This is a genomic window from Haliea salexigens DSM 19537, assembly GCF_000423125.1.
Taxonomy (GTDB): domain Bacteria; phylum Pseudomonadota; class Gammaproteobacteria; order Pseudomonadales; family Halieaceae; genus Haliea; species Haliea salexigens.
The window spans coordinates 80,021-93,764 of record NZ_AUHJ01000009.1 but is presented as its reverse complement, the minus strand read 5'-3'; the positions used below and the strand labels follow the sequence as shown (position 1 = coordinate 93,764).

Sequence of the window (13,744 nt, the reverse complement as noted above, 5' to 3'; positions counted from 1 at the left end):
GGTTTTTCTGAAATATTTTGGCTCTTTCCCGTGCTTGATTCTGCGCTCTTGCGCGAAGGCCTCACAAAGTTTAGGTAGTTGACTCTGTTTCAAGTGGTGTCGAACTGGCTAAAAATTTCTCGATGAGGTCGATCGAAAACTATGCTGGCGGTTGGGTCCGGTTCCACATTGAGCTCGATAACAACTGGCCCCTCAGCAGCAATTGCAACATCTACGCCGGCGAATTGTAGGTGAGGGAAAGCCGCGACTGCACGTATCGCCAGATCCACGGCCTCGCTCCAGTAGGGCACACTCTCCCCGGTGATTTTCACTCCCGAATCCTTATGGCACTCGAAGGTTTCGTTCCAAATATTTAGGATCAGCCCTCGACCTATTTCGCCGGATTCCATGTCGATAGGAAACGCAAGAGCACCTTGGCTCGTATTGTCGACCAGACTTCCGTATCGGCCCACCCGAAGGAAGGCGCCGAGTAAAGCTCCATTGTTACCTGTACTGACAGCCCAGATTCTTAGGCTGTTGACGCTGGAAGCGTTGAAGCTTGCAAGTTTGGGGTGTTGCTGAAGATATTCTTCAATGACGTAGTCAGCTCCTGCGGTGAGTTGCAGAAACTCGTCGACAAATCTGGGGATTTCTACTGCCTGGCCTGTATCTAGTAAACTGAAGGTCAATGTCTTTTCTCGTATTACTTTTACCGCGCGAAAGCCCTCGCCCCCGTAGCCTTCAACTAATTTGAAACACAGTCGATCTACTTCCGGGTGGCTATGCAATAGTTCCGTCAAATCTGTGCTATTGATCAAGCGAGCACCTGTTTCAGCTACACCGAGGTGTGCATGAAAGCGGCCCAGAAACCGGGGCGTTGGGATTTTCAGAAGCTCCAAAACGGCCTTTTCGCTAAGTTTACTCTGCGAGATTTTTTGGTATGCCGGAGGGTTGAGCGTGTTTAGGAAGCGGCGGAATTTCGGGTAGTTCCAAAAGCCTGTCTTGAATTCCCAGGCGAGTTCCCTGCGCCAGTGTCGTGCAACGTGGTAGTGTCTTGGCCCCAATCCGTACGCGAGGCGCAATACAAGCATTTCCGCCACCTGCCGGCAGACAGGCAGGTGGCCCTCCCTCCCTCGTTGTAGCGTCTGACGTACTATGTCAGTGAGCGTAGCGGGAGGCGTTTTTTTTGAGTGATCTGCCAATTTAATATTCTCGTAATCATGGTTAGGGCTTCAGTACCCTAATGTTAGGCTTCGTTGCGGTGGTCACGCACGAAGTCTGAATAGTTGTCGCGCCTGGCGGATCAGCTCCAAAAAGCCGCTCATCTCAGCCTCGAATTCTAATTCCGAAATGTTTTGCCCGTCCAGAATGCGCGGCAGCGCATATTTGTCCGAGTGACTGTTCACAAGCCCGATGTCAGTGGTTGTAGCTGAAGCTATGCCTGCCTCACTGAGTGTTGGCCAGACCTCGGGTGAATAGCGGCCGCTTGGATAGCAAAAATGGCTGGGGAAACGACCGGTAATCGCCTGTATACGCTCACTGTTGATTGTAAGCTCGGCATCCAGGCAATCTACGCCCTTGTGTGTGATTCTGTGGTGGTGAGTGTGTAATTCCACCGCGACGCCTGATTCTGAGATCTTCTTCACTTCCATCGGAGTCATAAGATGAAAGAGGCGGTTTGCCGCCATGAAGTCGTAGTCTAATCCCGTTTGTTGACAGAGAGAGCGTAAGAACAGCTGCCTCGCGGAATCGTTGTCTAGCCGCGCTACAACAGCAGATGCGGCCCCCAGAACCCGGTCTTTCTCGGTACGGGTGCCAATGGGAAGTGGTCCCAGATCATATTCTGGTACATGTATGAAAGGGTGTCTTGTTGGGTCAATCTGATGAATACAATATTGCAAGGCAACATCGACAACAGGTGCCTGATTGAAGCAATAGTAAGTGGTTAGATAAACTGTGGCAGGGTAATTGCGTGTTTGTAGGATGGGGAGCATATGTTCATATGTGCTCTGCCAGCCATCATCGATAGTGATAACGGTTGCACCCCGCGGTAGTTCACCGCTGCAGCGCTTTGCTAATGCGTCAGTGAGGGTGATTACGGGGTAGTCCAACTCTTCCAGCAACTCCATTCTGCGCTGGAACTTACATGCGCTCATATACAAAAAATTGCCGAAATGGCCCGTACCCATCCATATTCCGTGATAGGCAAGTATCCTCACCTGATTGGCGGTGACGAGCCTGCTGAGGGCAAAGAGCCCGGTGCTTTTTGCGAGTGCGAGTATGAGGTGTTTCAAATCCCAAGAACCGTCCACTAACATTGTTTGAAGAAGAGACCATTTTTACGCAGTTTATACTCCGTTGCGAGCGTGATTTTGATCTATCCGTAGTACTTTCGTGCGACAATCGATTTTTCGGTGCTTAAGGCTTGATGGGTACGCGGCTCGGTGTAGAGTATCCTCAGCCTACACCGTATGCCATGGTTCAATCGCAAACCGAAAAATAGTTGGGTAGTGTCGGTTCTCCAGCGTCTTGGAGGTACTCAAATCTATCCGTGAGCACGGGAACCCCGAAGGATGACTATATCCGCTTTGACCAATCGAATTATGGCTTTGGTCGCTACAATTCGCTGGCGCACCGAGGTCGTTACATCCTTGGGGCTCGCGTTAATGAGGAGACCCTTCACGGGCAAGGTGGAGTTTGTTGCCATTACCGGCAGTGCTGGCAAGACCACCACCAAGGATCTCAGTGCCGGATTACTGTCCTGTGTGGGTGCGGTCACCAAGACGCAGCAATCGTCTAACGACTCGGTGATGGTAGCCAGAACCATAGCCTCTATTCGGCGCAAGGATCGCTATGCGGTATTGGAGGTTTCGGGTGGGGAGTCTGGTGCTATGGACTGGCCCCTCAGGTTGTTTAAACCGCGTATTGCCGTTGTGACACTGTTTCAGCGAGAGCATGCCCGGTCTGGTTTTGGGCTTGAGGATATTGCCAACGAAAAGTTTCGCCTCGTCAACGCGTTGCCGGAGAATGGTACGGCAATTCTCAATATTGATGATCCTCTGCTGCGGCAGCGGGGAGAGGAGTGGGACGGAAACGTAATCTGGGTGGGGTGGAGCGAGGGTGCCCATTTGCGGTTGTTGGAGTGCAAATCTGCGTGGCCACAACCGCTGACCCTAAGGGTGGCCTACGATGGGGAGCAATTTGCCGTGCCCACCCGGTTGTATGGTGAGCACCTCGCTCTTTCCGTCCTATGTGCTCTGGCTGTAGCTCTTGCGACGGGGATGGAGTTACCCGTGGCTATTGCTAATCTGCAAACCCTGGAACCCAGTGAGGGTCGGATGCAGGTGGTGACCAGGAGCGATGGCGTGACCTTCGTAAGGGATGACTGGAAAGCACCCTATTGGTCGCTGGACGCTCCAATGGCCTTCATACGAGATGCGGCAGCTCCGCGCAAGGTGATGGTGATTGGTACACTCTCTGATTACTCTCGGTCAGCTTCCAAGCTCTACCCGCAGGTGGCGGAGAAAGCCCTGGAAATTGCCGATCTAGTTATTTTCGTTGGAACTCATGCCTATCGGGCCATCAAACGAGCTACCGCAGAGCAGCGGGAGCGCTTGCGAGGCTTTAGCGAGTTGCGTCAAGCCTCTATGTATTTAAGCGACGTTCTACGCCCTGGTGACCTGGTGCTGCTCAAGGGGTCTTCCCGGGTTGATCATCTCGTGAGATTGATTTTTGATCGGGAGGATCCAATCGCTTGCTGGCAAGTTCGATGTGGTAAGTCACAATTCTGCACAAGTTGCCCGAGACTGTATGATTTCACGCTGGCCGGCAGTGACACCTCGTCAGCACTCGTCGATGGCACTGATGAGGCTCTACCAGCCATCCCCCTAGGTGACGGTCGTTTCATTCTGGTAGGGCTAGGGAACCCCGGAGACAAATATCGATTGACCCGACATAACGCCGGTCATCTTGCATTGGATGCATTCGCCCAGCAGCAGGACATAACCTGGCAGCAGACAGCCGAGGGGCAAGTTGCTGAAGGGCTACTGGAAGGTGAACGAGTAGTGTTGGTGAAGCCGGCTGCGGCCATCAACCATTCGGGCAGCACTATCCTTCGTATGCTCGGTTCGGAGGAGCTGGCTCGTGTTGTGCTGGTTCACGACGACATGGATCTCGAGGTGGGTACAATGAAGGTTCGCCGAGGCGGTGGTGACGGCGGTCACCTCGGGGTACGGTCGATGATCGCAGCAGGTCAGACGCAGGATTTTTGTCGGATAAGGCTGGGAGTACGCCCACCGGGCGATGTTCGCAAGAGCTGGCAGCTGGTGCACCAGAGCCTCTCGGAGAGGGAGCAGCAACAGCTAGTCGCTGCATTTGAGGCTGGGTTGCAGCAATTGCCTGTCTAGGGGGATCAGTTCGATGCCTGCAGATCCACGCGATCTGCAGGCAATGCGTGACAGTCAATTTTGTGGCCAGTCAAGGCCCAGTGATTGTCTCAAGATGGCGGCACCAAACCTCTTGTAATTTACTTCCAGTACCCGGCTTGCTGTAGTTTTCGCTTGAGTGCCGGAAAATCCATTCCAGAATCGTAGGCTCTCTTGGCATACTCATAGGATTCAGAGAAATTCCCAGAATCGAACAGAGCAAGTCCGAAGTTATACAGTAGATTGGCATCATTTGGAGCCATTTTTTCCGCGACACGATAATGTTTAAGTGATTGATCGAGTTTGCCCAGTCGGTGTAGATAGAGACCAAAAAGCATGTGTGGAACCGGATCTGAAGGGCTGAAATTGATAGCTCTTTGGAGGTAGCACTCTGCGGAATAGTTCCCCTTAGAGTTCGATGCTTCACCTAAGGAAAACCGTACTGCGGAATAGAGAGCTCGGTGGTGGTTGGGGAACCTGACTAACGTGTAGTTGACATCACGCATTGGATCAAGCGTCGATTCGCCTTTAACAAGTTGTTCAACCTGCGGTGTAAAATGGCGTCTTTCGACGACAGGGAGTTTCTCTTTGTCGGTGACGTAATCGTATGGGCCGAAATTGCCCGCGCTGCCCCCCTTGCACGTTATGCCACCAAAAGACATACCGACCCAAGGGGCGGGATCTGCCGCAACAGATGCGGGGCTCATTGCTACAATGACGAGGAAAATTGTCCGAAAGGAAAGCATCATACGGATAGCCCGCGTTCAAAACATGGTATTCGAATACTTAAGCGTTCTTCTATCCAGCCGCACTTTTCCTTGATACGGCTCGCCACAAAAGCTGTTGGAAGTAAGTCAATCACATTCGAATCGACTGCTACAATATTTTCATGCTTCGCTATAATTGTCGTCGGGTCAAGTTCCAGAAACGCAGCGAGTATCTCGATAGAATCACTCAATCGCTCAGTTCGCAGCATTAGTGTTCTATCCTCTGGCAAATGGTTAAACAGCAGTTTGTACTGTTCAGAGTACTGAGTGAGATATGCATCCAGTGAGTATAGTCCAAGTTCCTCTAGAACAGCTTCTTCAAGTTGGTAGCCTATGTGGTGTCGCCCCCAAATGAAGTCTCTATAACGCTGCCAGACCTCAGGCGTCTTGTAGTAGTGAAAGTTAAGCCGTGATTTGAGCCAGGGCAGTGGGTCTCGAATGGTGATCACGAACTTGGCTTCCGGAAACACCTCGGGCAGCCACGGTGCCAGATATCCCAATGGGTGCGAGGCCTCAACTTCAAGGTTGAGCTCCTTGTCCCGCTTATATAGCCAGTCCTTGATTTCAGGTGGTCGGAGTTCCCCAAGGATGACCTTTTCAACAGTCGCCGTGAGATCCGCAACATTCGGCTCATGGGCAGCCCGATAGTGGTCCGCAAACATCGCGGAGAATGACGTGGTACCTGTTTTTGCGGCGCCAAGGCAAAAGCAGTGGCTCGGCCTAATTCGAAAGCTCTTCCTGAGATATTGGCGTACCTTTGAGGTTAGCATGGTGGTTTTGCGCTATCTATTCGCAGGTGGTCTCGAAGGCCTTCAACGAGTTCATCCATCTTCATTCGACGTGCATCTAGCACACGTGTATCACTCAGCATAGTGGCGCCCCTCTTTTTGCTGATGGCACGAAGTTCATGGCGCCGGAGGAGAGCTTTCACTTTATTGATGAGATCTTTTGCCGGGTTGCCAGTCACGTTCCTGTAGATGGGCGTAATAGTGTGTGGCTGGTATCTGAGGTCGAGTGATTCACACCAGTCCTGCCATTTGAAAGGGTTCGTTTCAGGTACGCTGGTTACCGGTATCCATGGAACTCTAAACGCGTCCGCCACGATTGCGGCATGCATTGCTTCTGCGATCACTAGCCGACTGGAAGAAATTTGCTGAACGACAGCTTCTACGTCAAACCCCATAGGGCTAATGTAATTTATGCCCGAGTCCTTGCATGCATCTTCCCAAAAGTCTCCTTTAGTTGTGCTGTGGTGAGGCATGAAAGAGACGTCGTGAACCTTGTTTTCATTTGCCACAACTGGAAAGAAATGGCGCAGAAGAATGGCGGGGTCTGTTAGTGCCTTGTCGATTGGTACTCCGATGGCTTCTGCAGTCTTGGGCCCCCGAACGAATCTGATGTCACAGTTGTTCAGGTTAAAAAGTGGTGCACCGTAGCCAAAACCGCTCCCAAAAATAATTTTCTTTGGCTCTACCGGTATTCGGTCATCAAGGATGGTGCCGATTCCGTAAAAAAGGAGGCTTTCCTTGCCGTTTTCCTCCAGGGTTTCGATACCGTGGTGACCAAAGCCGGTAACGGCGCCGTCAAATAGTCTGGGCCACAGCCAGCGGTTCAGTTCATCCCCGAAATTGCCTTCCGGATCCTGGAAGTAAATTACCTTCATAATAAGCCCATGTTCGCAATTATTGGTTGCGATGCTTGCACCCAAGCCGGTTGGTTTGCTTCAAAATCCTGGAAACTAGGTTAGATACGATTTACGGATCCACTCTCCTGCCAGTTCGAACATCCTCTCCTGTGCATCCTGGTTGGAGAAAACCTGATCACCTCCCTTGATGTCCAGCCGCTCGTTTCCTGGCTTGTTATAAGCAGCTACCCACTCGGGTGACGAAGAGACAAGCCGATCAAATTCGGTGCTCAGTAGGAACCTGTCTCCCATTAAAAAGAGTATCTTGCCGTTGAACATTTTCAACCCGGTCAGGAGATCGGCGGAAAAGTCTGTACGGGCGCCTGCCTGGGCTTGGGATCCCGGCGCTGTCTCAGGTTTCTTTGGTTTCAGCCTCTGCCGGACTTTTTTAATCGCGCCCGACGCGTAGTCACTGAGTTTGTATTCCAGTTTGAACAGCTTTTTCCAGAACGACTTCTGTCGAATGCGCGCAAGATAGTGCATCTGCTGGGCCTTCAATGGTGACGTCGACGACCCGACAAAGGGGTTCCCCGCTATGATGCACACAACATCGGGTAGCTTGTGCGCATGTAAAATCGCAGCTGAAGCAGCGTCGCAGCCGCCCCAGAGAATGATCCGTTTGACGGCGGGAGCTCTTATCTTGAACTCCGCGATAGCCGCTTCGATATCGTCGCGGGTGTGCTGAAAGCCTTTGAAATCGCCCTCACTATCACCCAGACCTCTTTGATCGAAACGCATGACATGAATGCCATCAGCTACGAGACGACGAGCGAGCCTCAACAACTGTCGACCGACGCCAATCCTGTACTGTGGCCCACCAGGTACAATGGTAAGGACTCCCACATCGCAGTGTTCATCGCCACCGTGCAGGAAGCCGATAAGGCTGCTTCCCTTACAGTCGAACGCGAAGGCTGACTCGCGCGTTGGAGATTGGGCGTCGTTCATAGGCTCAGTGCCCTTGTCTTCTCCAGGAGGTTCCCGCATTCACCACGCTTGTGTAGCTGCCATACCGGTTCCCCGACAAAGGTATCGACCGCTACCGTCACACCATTTTCCCGTAACTCTGCGATGGCTTTGCTGGTTTTCATGTTCAGATCGGACGACTCATCATTACAGTGCTCCAACCAGAAAATTGTTGTGCCGGGAGAGGCACTGCTTGCAGCCAGGGTGAGTCGATCAATGCCCGTAGCCAATACGCCACCCAGTTTAAAGCCGGCCACTTCGATGGTTTCCCCGGCAGCCAGGGCGTTTTTCATCTGCTCGGTTGTCTCTGCCTCTTTGCCTGCTTGCATTAGTGACGCGGTTCGTTGACGTAGCATTTGTGTCAGGAAGAGCTTTCCCGACGTTACAGGCTGCCAGAGCAGCAGCTTGTTTACAGCGGTTGACGGGCGAGAGATACAGTCAAAAGCGATGAGCGCCCCAAGCCGTAATCCCCACAATGTGATGGGGACATCGCTTCGCTCCCTGACCCTCTGGATGGCATTGGCTATGTTTTCCCGCCATATTTCCAGGCTGGCATCTTCGAACTCTCCGTGGCTCTCCCCAGTGCCGAAGTAGTCCAGAATCGTACAAGAGGAGCCTTGGCGTGCGAACCAGCGCGCCTGGCTCGCCACCATCGATCGACAACGATTCATCTCCTCGCCGAAGGGAGGAAGATAGATGATGTTCGCCTTGGGGGTTTCTGTCGGCCAATACTGCAGTGAGAATGCAGGGTGATCACTCCCGATAAACTCGGCGATGGTGTCAATCTGGCTCAATTCGATTACGCCTCTGATATTTTCGCTTCAACAAATTCGCTCAGCGATTGAATTGTCTCAAAGATTTCGCCACTTATCTCCTGATCACTGATTTCACAGCCGGTAGCGTCCTCGATTTGTGTTATCAGTGTGGTAATGGTAAGGGAGTTAAACTCGGGGAATCCGCCCAGGAGCACGGTGTCCTCTGATAACGGGTAGTCTTTGCCCAGTTGCAGGCAGGACCTTACGAGTTGCTTTGTCAGTTCAAGTGCTGTCACGCGGTAGTTCCTCAGGAAGGTTCATGGGGCCACAGGGTGGATGATTGGCAGGGGATTACTCATGACGATAATCGGGCTGATTGGCTTGCAACCATATCTCAAGGACGGTGAGGACCCAGATAAGCTCCCCGAAGTAAGAGGCATGTTCGGATCGGTGCTGTGCAATCGCCTCCTCAAGAAAGTCTGCCTGAAAAATGTTGCGGCTTTTAAGCTTCAGGATATTCTCGTAGGCCATTTCCTGTAACGGCTTGTGGTCCTTCATCCATACGCCAAACGGCAGACCGAAGCCGTGCTTTGCCTTCTTAATCGTGGCCTCTGGCAACCAGCCGGACAGTGCTTGCTTGTAGAAATCCCGCAAACGATTCCCAGGCAATTTCCAGCGTGTGGGCAGGGTCGTTGAAAACGCAACAAGCTCATCGTCCAGCATCGGGTAGCGCACCTTCACCCCAGCCAGTCTGCACGCCTGGGATACCTTGCGTAAATCGTTGTCAGCCAGCGTCATCTGCCAGTCCAGGAAGAGCATGCGGTTCAGCGCAGAGGCATCTTTCGGGGTATGGAAAGTTTCCCGCATCACCCTGAGAGGTTCATTGACATCGACCTCATGCAAGAGGCCCGTGTTGAACACTGTTTCAGGGCTGATTTGTTCGAGAAAACTGTAGTATTGGAGGCGGTCCGGCAATGGCAGGTTGGCTTGGGTAATGTAGCTTTTGGCTTTTCCGGCGCCTGGTAGTATTCCTGGCAGACTGGATATAGCCGGTGTGATCACGGCGCGTTGCAGCCAGTCAGGCAAGTTTCTATAGAGGTCAAATACCTTTTGTTTGGCGTAACGCTCGTTCCCCGCGAAAAGCTCATCGCCGCCATCCCCAGCCAGCAGGGTTGTGATGCCATCTGAAGCCGCCATACGCGCACAAAAATACGCCGGTAGGGCGGATGAGTTGCCGAAGGGCTCATCAAAGCTCGCCGCAACGGCTGGGAGCGCGGTAACCACATCATCGGGAGTGACATAGTATTCATGTAGTCGAATACCGAAGTGCTCGGCTGTGATCCGAGCATAGGCCATCTCGTCATAGCCCTCGGCATCGAAGCCTATGGCATAGGCATCGCAGCTTCCGCCCTGTAGTTCACTGAGCATGCCGGCAACGGTGGAGCTATCCAGGCCACCGCTCAGAAAGGCGCCTGTTTTTCCCGTGTTCGATTGACTGCGTTGCACAGCACCTTTCAGGTGCTGCTGCAGTGAGGTGTGGCGGAGGGCTTTATCGGCAGCTGTTTCCCTGAAACTCGGAGTCCAGTAGCGGGAAGTGTTCCAGCCAGCGGCCGTTACCTCCAATTGCTCGCCCGCTCGCAGCTTCTGTATGCCGCTCCATACGGACCCGGGGGCAGGTATCATGTGGAAGTAAACGTAGTTGTAAAGGTTTTGACTGTCGACCCCCCGTGAGGGTGAGAGCTTGCGCAGGTCAGGTAGCGTCGCGCTAGCGACTACATTGTGGTCTTGGACCGCAAAATATATCGGGAGGCGCCCCATACGATCAGTCGCCAGAAGGATTCTTTGTTGTAGAGGGTCTGCGATGAGAAACGCCCAGGTTCCACTCAGATGCGCTGCGCATTCATTGCCATACCGAGCGTAAAGGTCAAGAAGGTCGTTGCCGCTAAACTCATCCTCAGGGCTCGCTCCCGACAGCATTGGCTGGCCGGCTATTACGGCAGTGATGCCACTTGCGAGTTGCACGCCATGGCTTGCGAGAACGAAGTTGCGGTCCAAGGGAGCGTTTTCATTGGTGAGACCGCCTCGAATGAACTGCGGAGAACAAGCCAGTTCGTTCGTTCGTATGCTCGCGGTCAGGTTCACAGGGTGCTCAATAGCCATGACTTCGCAATACCCGTTGTGTAGGTCGTCTGCCAAGAGGCACCGAGTTATTCAGACTTGCATTGATCATTCGTCAGCCTCTGAAGGCCGCAAGCAGTGCTAACTGCAGGCAGTATAGGCGCCACTTGATCGTGTAGCGGAATGCCAGTGCCATTCTGGCGAAGGTTGTGGCGCGGGGGAAGTCCCGGTCTTCAGCAAATGCCTGCGCCAGATTTTTGTAGGCCAAGGTCAGTTTATCGCGGCAACGACCCTGAACCGCGACGCTGTTGGCGGTGGCCAGGTTCTTCTGGTAAATGTTGCATTGTGAGAGCAGCTTTCCCACTCTGGTTACGTTGGTGGAGACGTTCGCCTGCTGCGCAACGTCTGGGACATTGTGGCGCGCAACGACAGTCGGGTTGTAAAGGATGAGCGACGCCGCATCCAGCGTGCGCAAGTACAAGTCCACTTCGCACTCATAACGGATACCCTCGTCCATGCCGCCAATTCCGAGGTAGAGCTCACGTTTTATGATGCTGCAGTTGAGGTGCGGAAACCCGGGGCAGCTAAGAAGGAATTCAGGGTCGACTGGTTGAGTGACGCCCGGTCGTGGCAGTTCTTTTGCCAGCGCGTTCAACCACAACGCTCTCTGTACCGGCATGCCATCAGCACGATAGGCAGTTTGGTTGCTGTAATAGGCGTCCACTGCGCCGGTCGCGGTGATGGTGGCATGGGCCTGCTGCAGGTGGTCAACTGCGTCCCAGCTGTCATCGTCGTCCAGTATGCACAGGTATAGCCCACGCGCCCTGTGAGCGCCGGTGTTGATCGAGTAGCTGGGGCCATGGCCATTGGGCCTCTGCGCCTGATAGTGCCACCGTACTCTCGGATCTGCGGAGGCTTCCAGTTCTTTATAGCGCTCCAGATAGTCGTCATCAGAACCGTCATTCACGACCAGTACTTCAAAGTCCTGAAACGATTGCTCCAGTACCGAATTCAGTGCCCGGTTGAACAGCTCCGGTCGATTGCGTGTCGGCAAGACCACGGAGAAGAAAGGGCGTTCATTTCGCTTCTCTGCCGCTGTTTCGGTGCTCTCATTGTAGGCTTCAATGGCCGACATGATGAACGTTCAATTCCTCTGCAATGCGCGCTACTGCTCGCTGGACATCGTCAAAGCATGCGCGATAGACCGTTTCGGATTTATTATAGGGATCTGCGATCTCAGCGTGCGGACGCTGGAGCCCGGTCAGGCAGGCGCCCAGCGAGAACGTTTTGCTCGCCACCGTGGGGTCTAGCGCTACCAGCCGGTTTCGGTGCTCCCTTTCCATCACAAATATAATGTCGCTTTCTGTCAGCATTTGTTTGTCGACCATGCGTGATCGGGACTGAGTCAAGTCTGCGCCATTCGCCGCTGCAACCTGCACCATACGCGGGTCGGCGGGACGTTGTTCCTCCACGTGAAAGCCTGCCGAGAGAACATCCAGGTTCCACGTGGTGGGCAGCCGGGCCACCATGAGTGATTGCGCAAGCGCGCTACGATTGATGTTGCCATAGCATATGAACAGGATTGTTTTTGACGCTCTGAGTCTCTCACGAACTGTCCCATTGCGCCAAAGCAATCGCTGGGAGACTGTGAACAGGTTCTCAGCCAGGGTGTCCCGAAGCCGCCGGCCATAGTTTGCCAAAAGGCGGTTGATTTCGATCAGGCCCGGAAGCGGGTCTCTCAGGCACTGCGTGTCGAAATGGTGCTTCGGGGACAATACCTTGCTAAAGTCTTTCAACACACTGCCAAAAGAGGGAACCTGGGTAATTTCGTCGCTCTGGCTGCGCAACACCATCTCATGCCACATGACATCGCTGGGCAGATTCCGACAATACATGCCGCGCCGATAGGCCGGATAGGCGCCTACCTTACCGGTCAACGAGAGCTCTGCCTGCATCGCCGGGAAATCGGCTCCGGCGGCAACGGCAAGCGGAAGTGAGCCCCAGAAACGCCCGTTGATTTCCATCAGGCAGTATTCCTTGGTCTCTGGGTTCCACTTGAACTCGACCATAGCGACCCCCGTCCAGTGAATTTCCCGGATCAGCCTGGTTGCAGCGTCAAGAAGCGCGGGCTCCAGTTCTGTGCTCATGCGGAAGCTGCTACCGCCTCCCGTCAAGGGGACTTCGTGCAAGCGCAGGTGTTGGAAGGCGTAAAGGATCTCCCCTTGCTTGGCAATCAACTCTACTCCGGCACCCAGGCCGCGAAAGTAGCTCTGGAGAATCACTGAAGAATGTCGCAGACACGCTCTGCATTGCTGGCGGAGTTCATGGTCGTTGTTGGCGTAGCTAACGTTGCGTTTGGAGTAGCCTTCGCTGCCCGCGGAAACGGAATGGCTCGGTTTGACCACCACTGGAAAACGTAGCTGTGGCTGTAATGTCGCCAACTCGTCGATGTCTGAAATGTAGAAGCTCTGCGGGGCGGAAACGCCAATACGTTCGGCCAGCGCGAACGTTGCCGCTTTGTCCAACACGAGTTCGAGACTCTCGTCGTCAGCCATTGCCATGCGGGCGTGACTGAACACACTGCGATGCTTTGCAAGGGGCACGAGGCTTCTTTCGGTGACTGGAATAACCAACTCGTATTTTTCTTGGTCGAGATGCTTCAGGAGCCATTCCAGGAACGCAGTTTCATCAACGAGCGGGTCTGGGTACCGATAGTTTGCGTTGACCGCGTTTGAATAAGCGACGAGAGGGGCGGCTTTGGGGCTGGCGGTATCCACGACGTAATGTCGCGCGGCCAGCGAGCGGGCGATGGTGAGTGCGCTGACCATGTCGCCATCAAGCACGAGAATCCGCTTTATTGTTTGTCCGTGCGTCAAAGGTGGTGGGCCATTGTTAATTTGTCGTAGCGTTGCGATGCTATACCAGAATAGCTGTACTTGCTTAACACTTTTGGAGTGCGCCTTCTTGCAGTCTGGTGTTACTCGACCGGAAGCGGCGCGTTTCAGACCTGCCAAAAAAAACGGCCCTTGCGGGCCGTTTCCTTAAAGCGAGCTG

12 protein-coding genes are annotated in these 13,744 nt (G+C 53.5%); 1 reads left to right on the top strand and 11 read right to left on the bottom strand.

Features of this window, described 5'->3' with window-relative positions; all coding sequences use genetic code 11:
* Positions 1-89: 89 nt before the first annotated feature.
* Entirely contained in the window at positions 90-1,070 is a 981-nt protein-coding gene (locus tag G533_RS0111700; protein ID WP_027950107.1) for a sugar-transfer associated ATP-grasp domain-containing protein, read from the bottom strand.
* Positions 1,071-1,244: 174 nt separating this feature from the next.
* Positions 1,245-2,273 carry a polysaccharide deacetylase family protein gene (locus G533_RS21775; RefSeq protein ID WP_158413415.1) on the bottom strand — a complete coding sequence of 343 codons (1,029 nt, stop codon included), beginning with the start codon at positions 2,271-2,273 and terminating at the stop codon, positions 1,245-1,247.
* A gap of 279 nt (positions 2,274-2,552) precedes the next feature.
* On the opposite strand from G533_RS21775, the gene pth reads away from it, so the two are divergent.
* A complete protein-coding gene (pth, locus tag G533_RS0111690) occupies positions 2,553-4,385 on the top strand; it encodes an aminoacyl-tRNA hydrolase (protein WP_027950106.1) in 1,833 nt (610 codons plus the stop codon).
* 119 nt (positions 4,386-4,504) lie between these two features.
* Here pth and G533_RS21770 read toward each other — a convergent pair whose 3' ends face one another.
* The 9 genes from G533_RS21770 to G533_RS0111645 form a co-directional block, all read right to left on the bottom strand.
* Positions 4,505-5,152: a hypothetical protein gene (locus G533_RS21770; RefSeq protein WP_051230250.1), complete on the bottom strand. Its 648-nt coding sequence runs from the start codon at positions 5,150-5,152 to the stop codon at positions 4,505-4,507.
* A complete protein-coding gene (locus G533_RS0111680) occupies positions 5,149-5,940 on the bottom strand; it encodes a sulfotransferase (protein WP_144079868.1) in 792 nt (263 codons plus the stop codon). Before G533_RS0111680 ends, G533_RS21770 begins: the two co-directional genes overlap by 4 nt.
* On the bottom strand, positions 5,934-6,833 hold the full coding sequence (locus G533_RS21765; protein WP_144079867.1) for a polysaccharide pyruvyl transferase family protein: 900 nt from the start codon (positions 6,831-6,833) through the stop codon (positions 5,934-5,936). The genes G533_RS0111680 and G533_RS21765 overlap by 7 nt, the downstream gene beginning before the upstream one ends.
* 75 nt (positions 6,834-6,908) lie before the next feature.
* The gene (locus G533_RS23555) at positions 6,909-7,799 is read right to left on the bottom strand and encodes a hydrolase 1, exosortase A system-associated (RefSeq protein ID WP_051230248.1); all 891 of its coding nucleotides are present in this window, start codon (positions 7,797-7,799) and stop codon (positions 6,909-6,911) included.
* Positions 7,796-8,611, bottom strand: coding sequence for a hydrolase 2, exosortase A system-associated (locus tag G533_RS23550; protein ID WP_051230247.1), 816 nt, complete (start codon positions 8,609-8,611; stop codon positions 7,796-7,798). Before G533_RS23550 ends, G533_RS23555 begins: the two co-directional genes overlap by 4 nt.
* A 5-nt stretch (positions 8,612-8,616) precedes the next feature.
* Positions 8,617-8,868 carry an acyl carrier protein gene (locus tag G533_RS0111660; protein WP_027950104.1) on the bottom strand — a complete coding sequence of 84 codons (252 nt, stop codon included), beginning with the start codon at positions 8,866-8,868 and terminating at the stop codon, positions 8,617-8,619.
* A gap of 55 nt (positions 8,869-8,923) precedes the next feature.
* Positions 8,924-10,732: an asparagine synthetase B family protein gene (locus tag G533_RS0111655; protein ID WP_051230246.1), complete on the bottom strand. Its 1,809-nt coding sequence runs from the start codon at positions 10,730-10,732 to the stop codon at positions 8,924-8,926.
* Between the two features lie 73 nt (positions 10,733-10,805).
* On the bottom strand, positions 10,806-11,825 hold the full coding sequence (locus G533_RS23545) for a glycosyltransferase family 2 protein (protein ID WP_051230245.1): 1,020 nt from the start codon (positions 11,823-11,825) through the stop codon (positions 10,806-10,808).
* Entirely contained in the window at positions 11,812-13,704 is a 1,893-nt protein-coding gene (locus G533_RS0111645; protein WP_144079866.1) for an arsenate reductase/protein-tyrosine-phosphatase family protein, read from the bottom strand. Before G533_RS0111645 ends, G533_RS23545 begins: the two co-directional genes overlap by 14 nt.
* Positions 13,705-13,744 lie beyond the last annotated feature (40 nt).

What these genes read in the sequence shown, in the direction of transcription:
- G533_RS0111700 (WP_027950107.1), bottom strand. Translation starts at nt 1,070, where the DNA reads ATGCTTGTATTGCGCCTCGCGTACGGATTGGGGCCAAGACACTACCAC.
- pth (WP_027950106.1), top strand. Translation starts at nt 2,553, where the DNA reads ATGACTATATCCGCTTTGACCAATCGAATTATGGCTTTGGTCGCTACA.
- G533_RS21770 (WP_051230250.1), bottom strand. Translation starts at nt 5,152, where the DNA reads ATGATGCTTTCCTTTCGGACAATTTTCCTCGTCATTGTAGCAATGAGC.
- G533_RS0111680 (WP_144079868.1), bottom strand. Translation starts at nt 5,940, where the DNA reads ATGCTAACCTCAAAGGTACGCCAATATCTCAGGAAGAGCTTTCGAATT.
- G533_RS21765 (WP_144079867.1), bottom strand. Translation starts at nt 6,833, where the DNA reads ATGAAGGTAATTTACTTCCAGGATCCGGAAGGCAATTTCGGGGATGAA.
- G533_RS23555 (WP_051230248.1), bottom strand. Translation starts at nt 7,799, where the DNA reads ATGAACGACGCCCAATCTCCAACGCGCGAGTCAGCCTTCGCGTTCGAC.
- G533_RS0111655 (WP_051230246.1), bottom strand. Translation starts at nt 10,732, where the DNA reads ATGGCTATTGAGCACCCTGTGAACCTGACCGCGAGCATACGAACGAAC.
- G533_RS23545 (WP_051230245.1), bottom strand. Translation starts at nt 11,825, where the DNA reads ATGTCGGCCATTGAAGCCTACAATGAGAGCACCGAAACAGCGGCAGAG.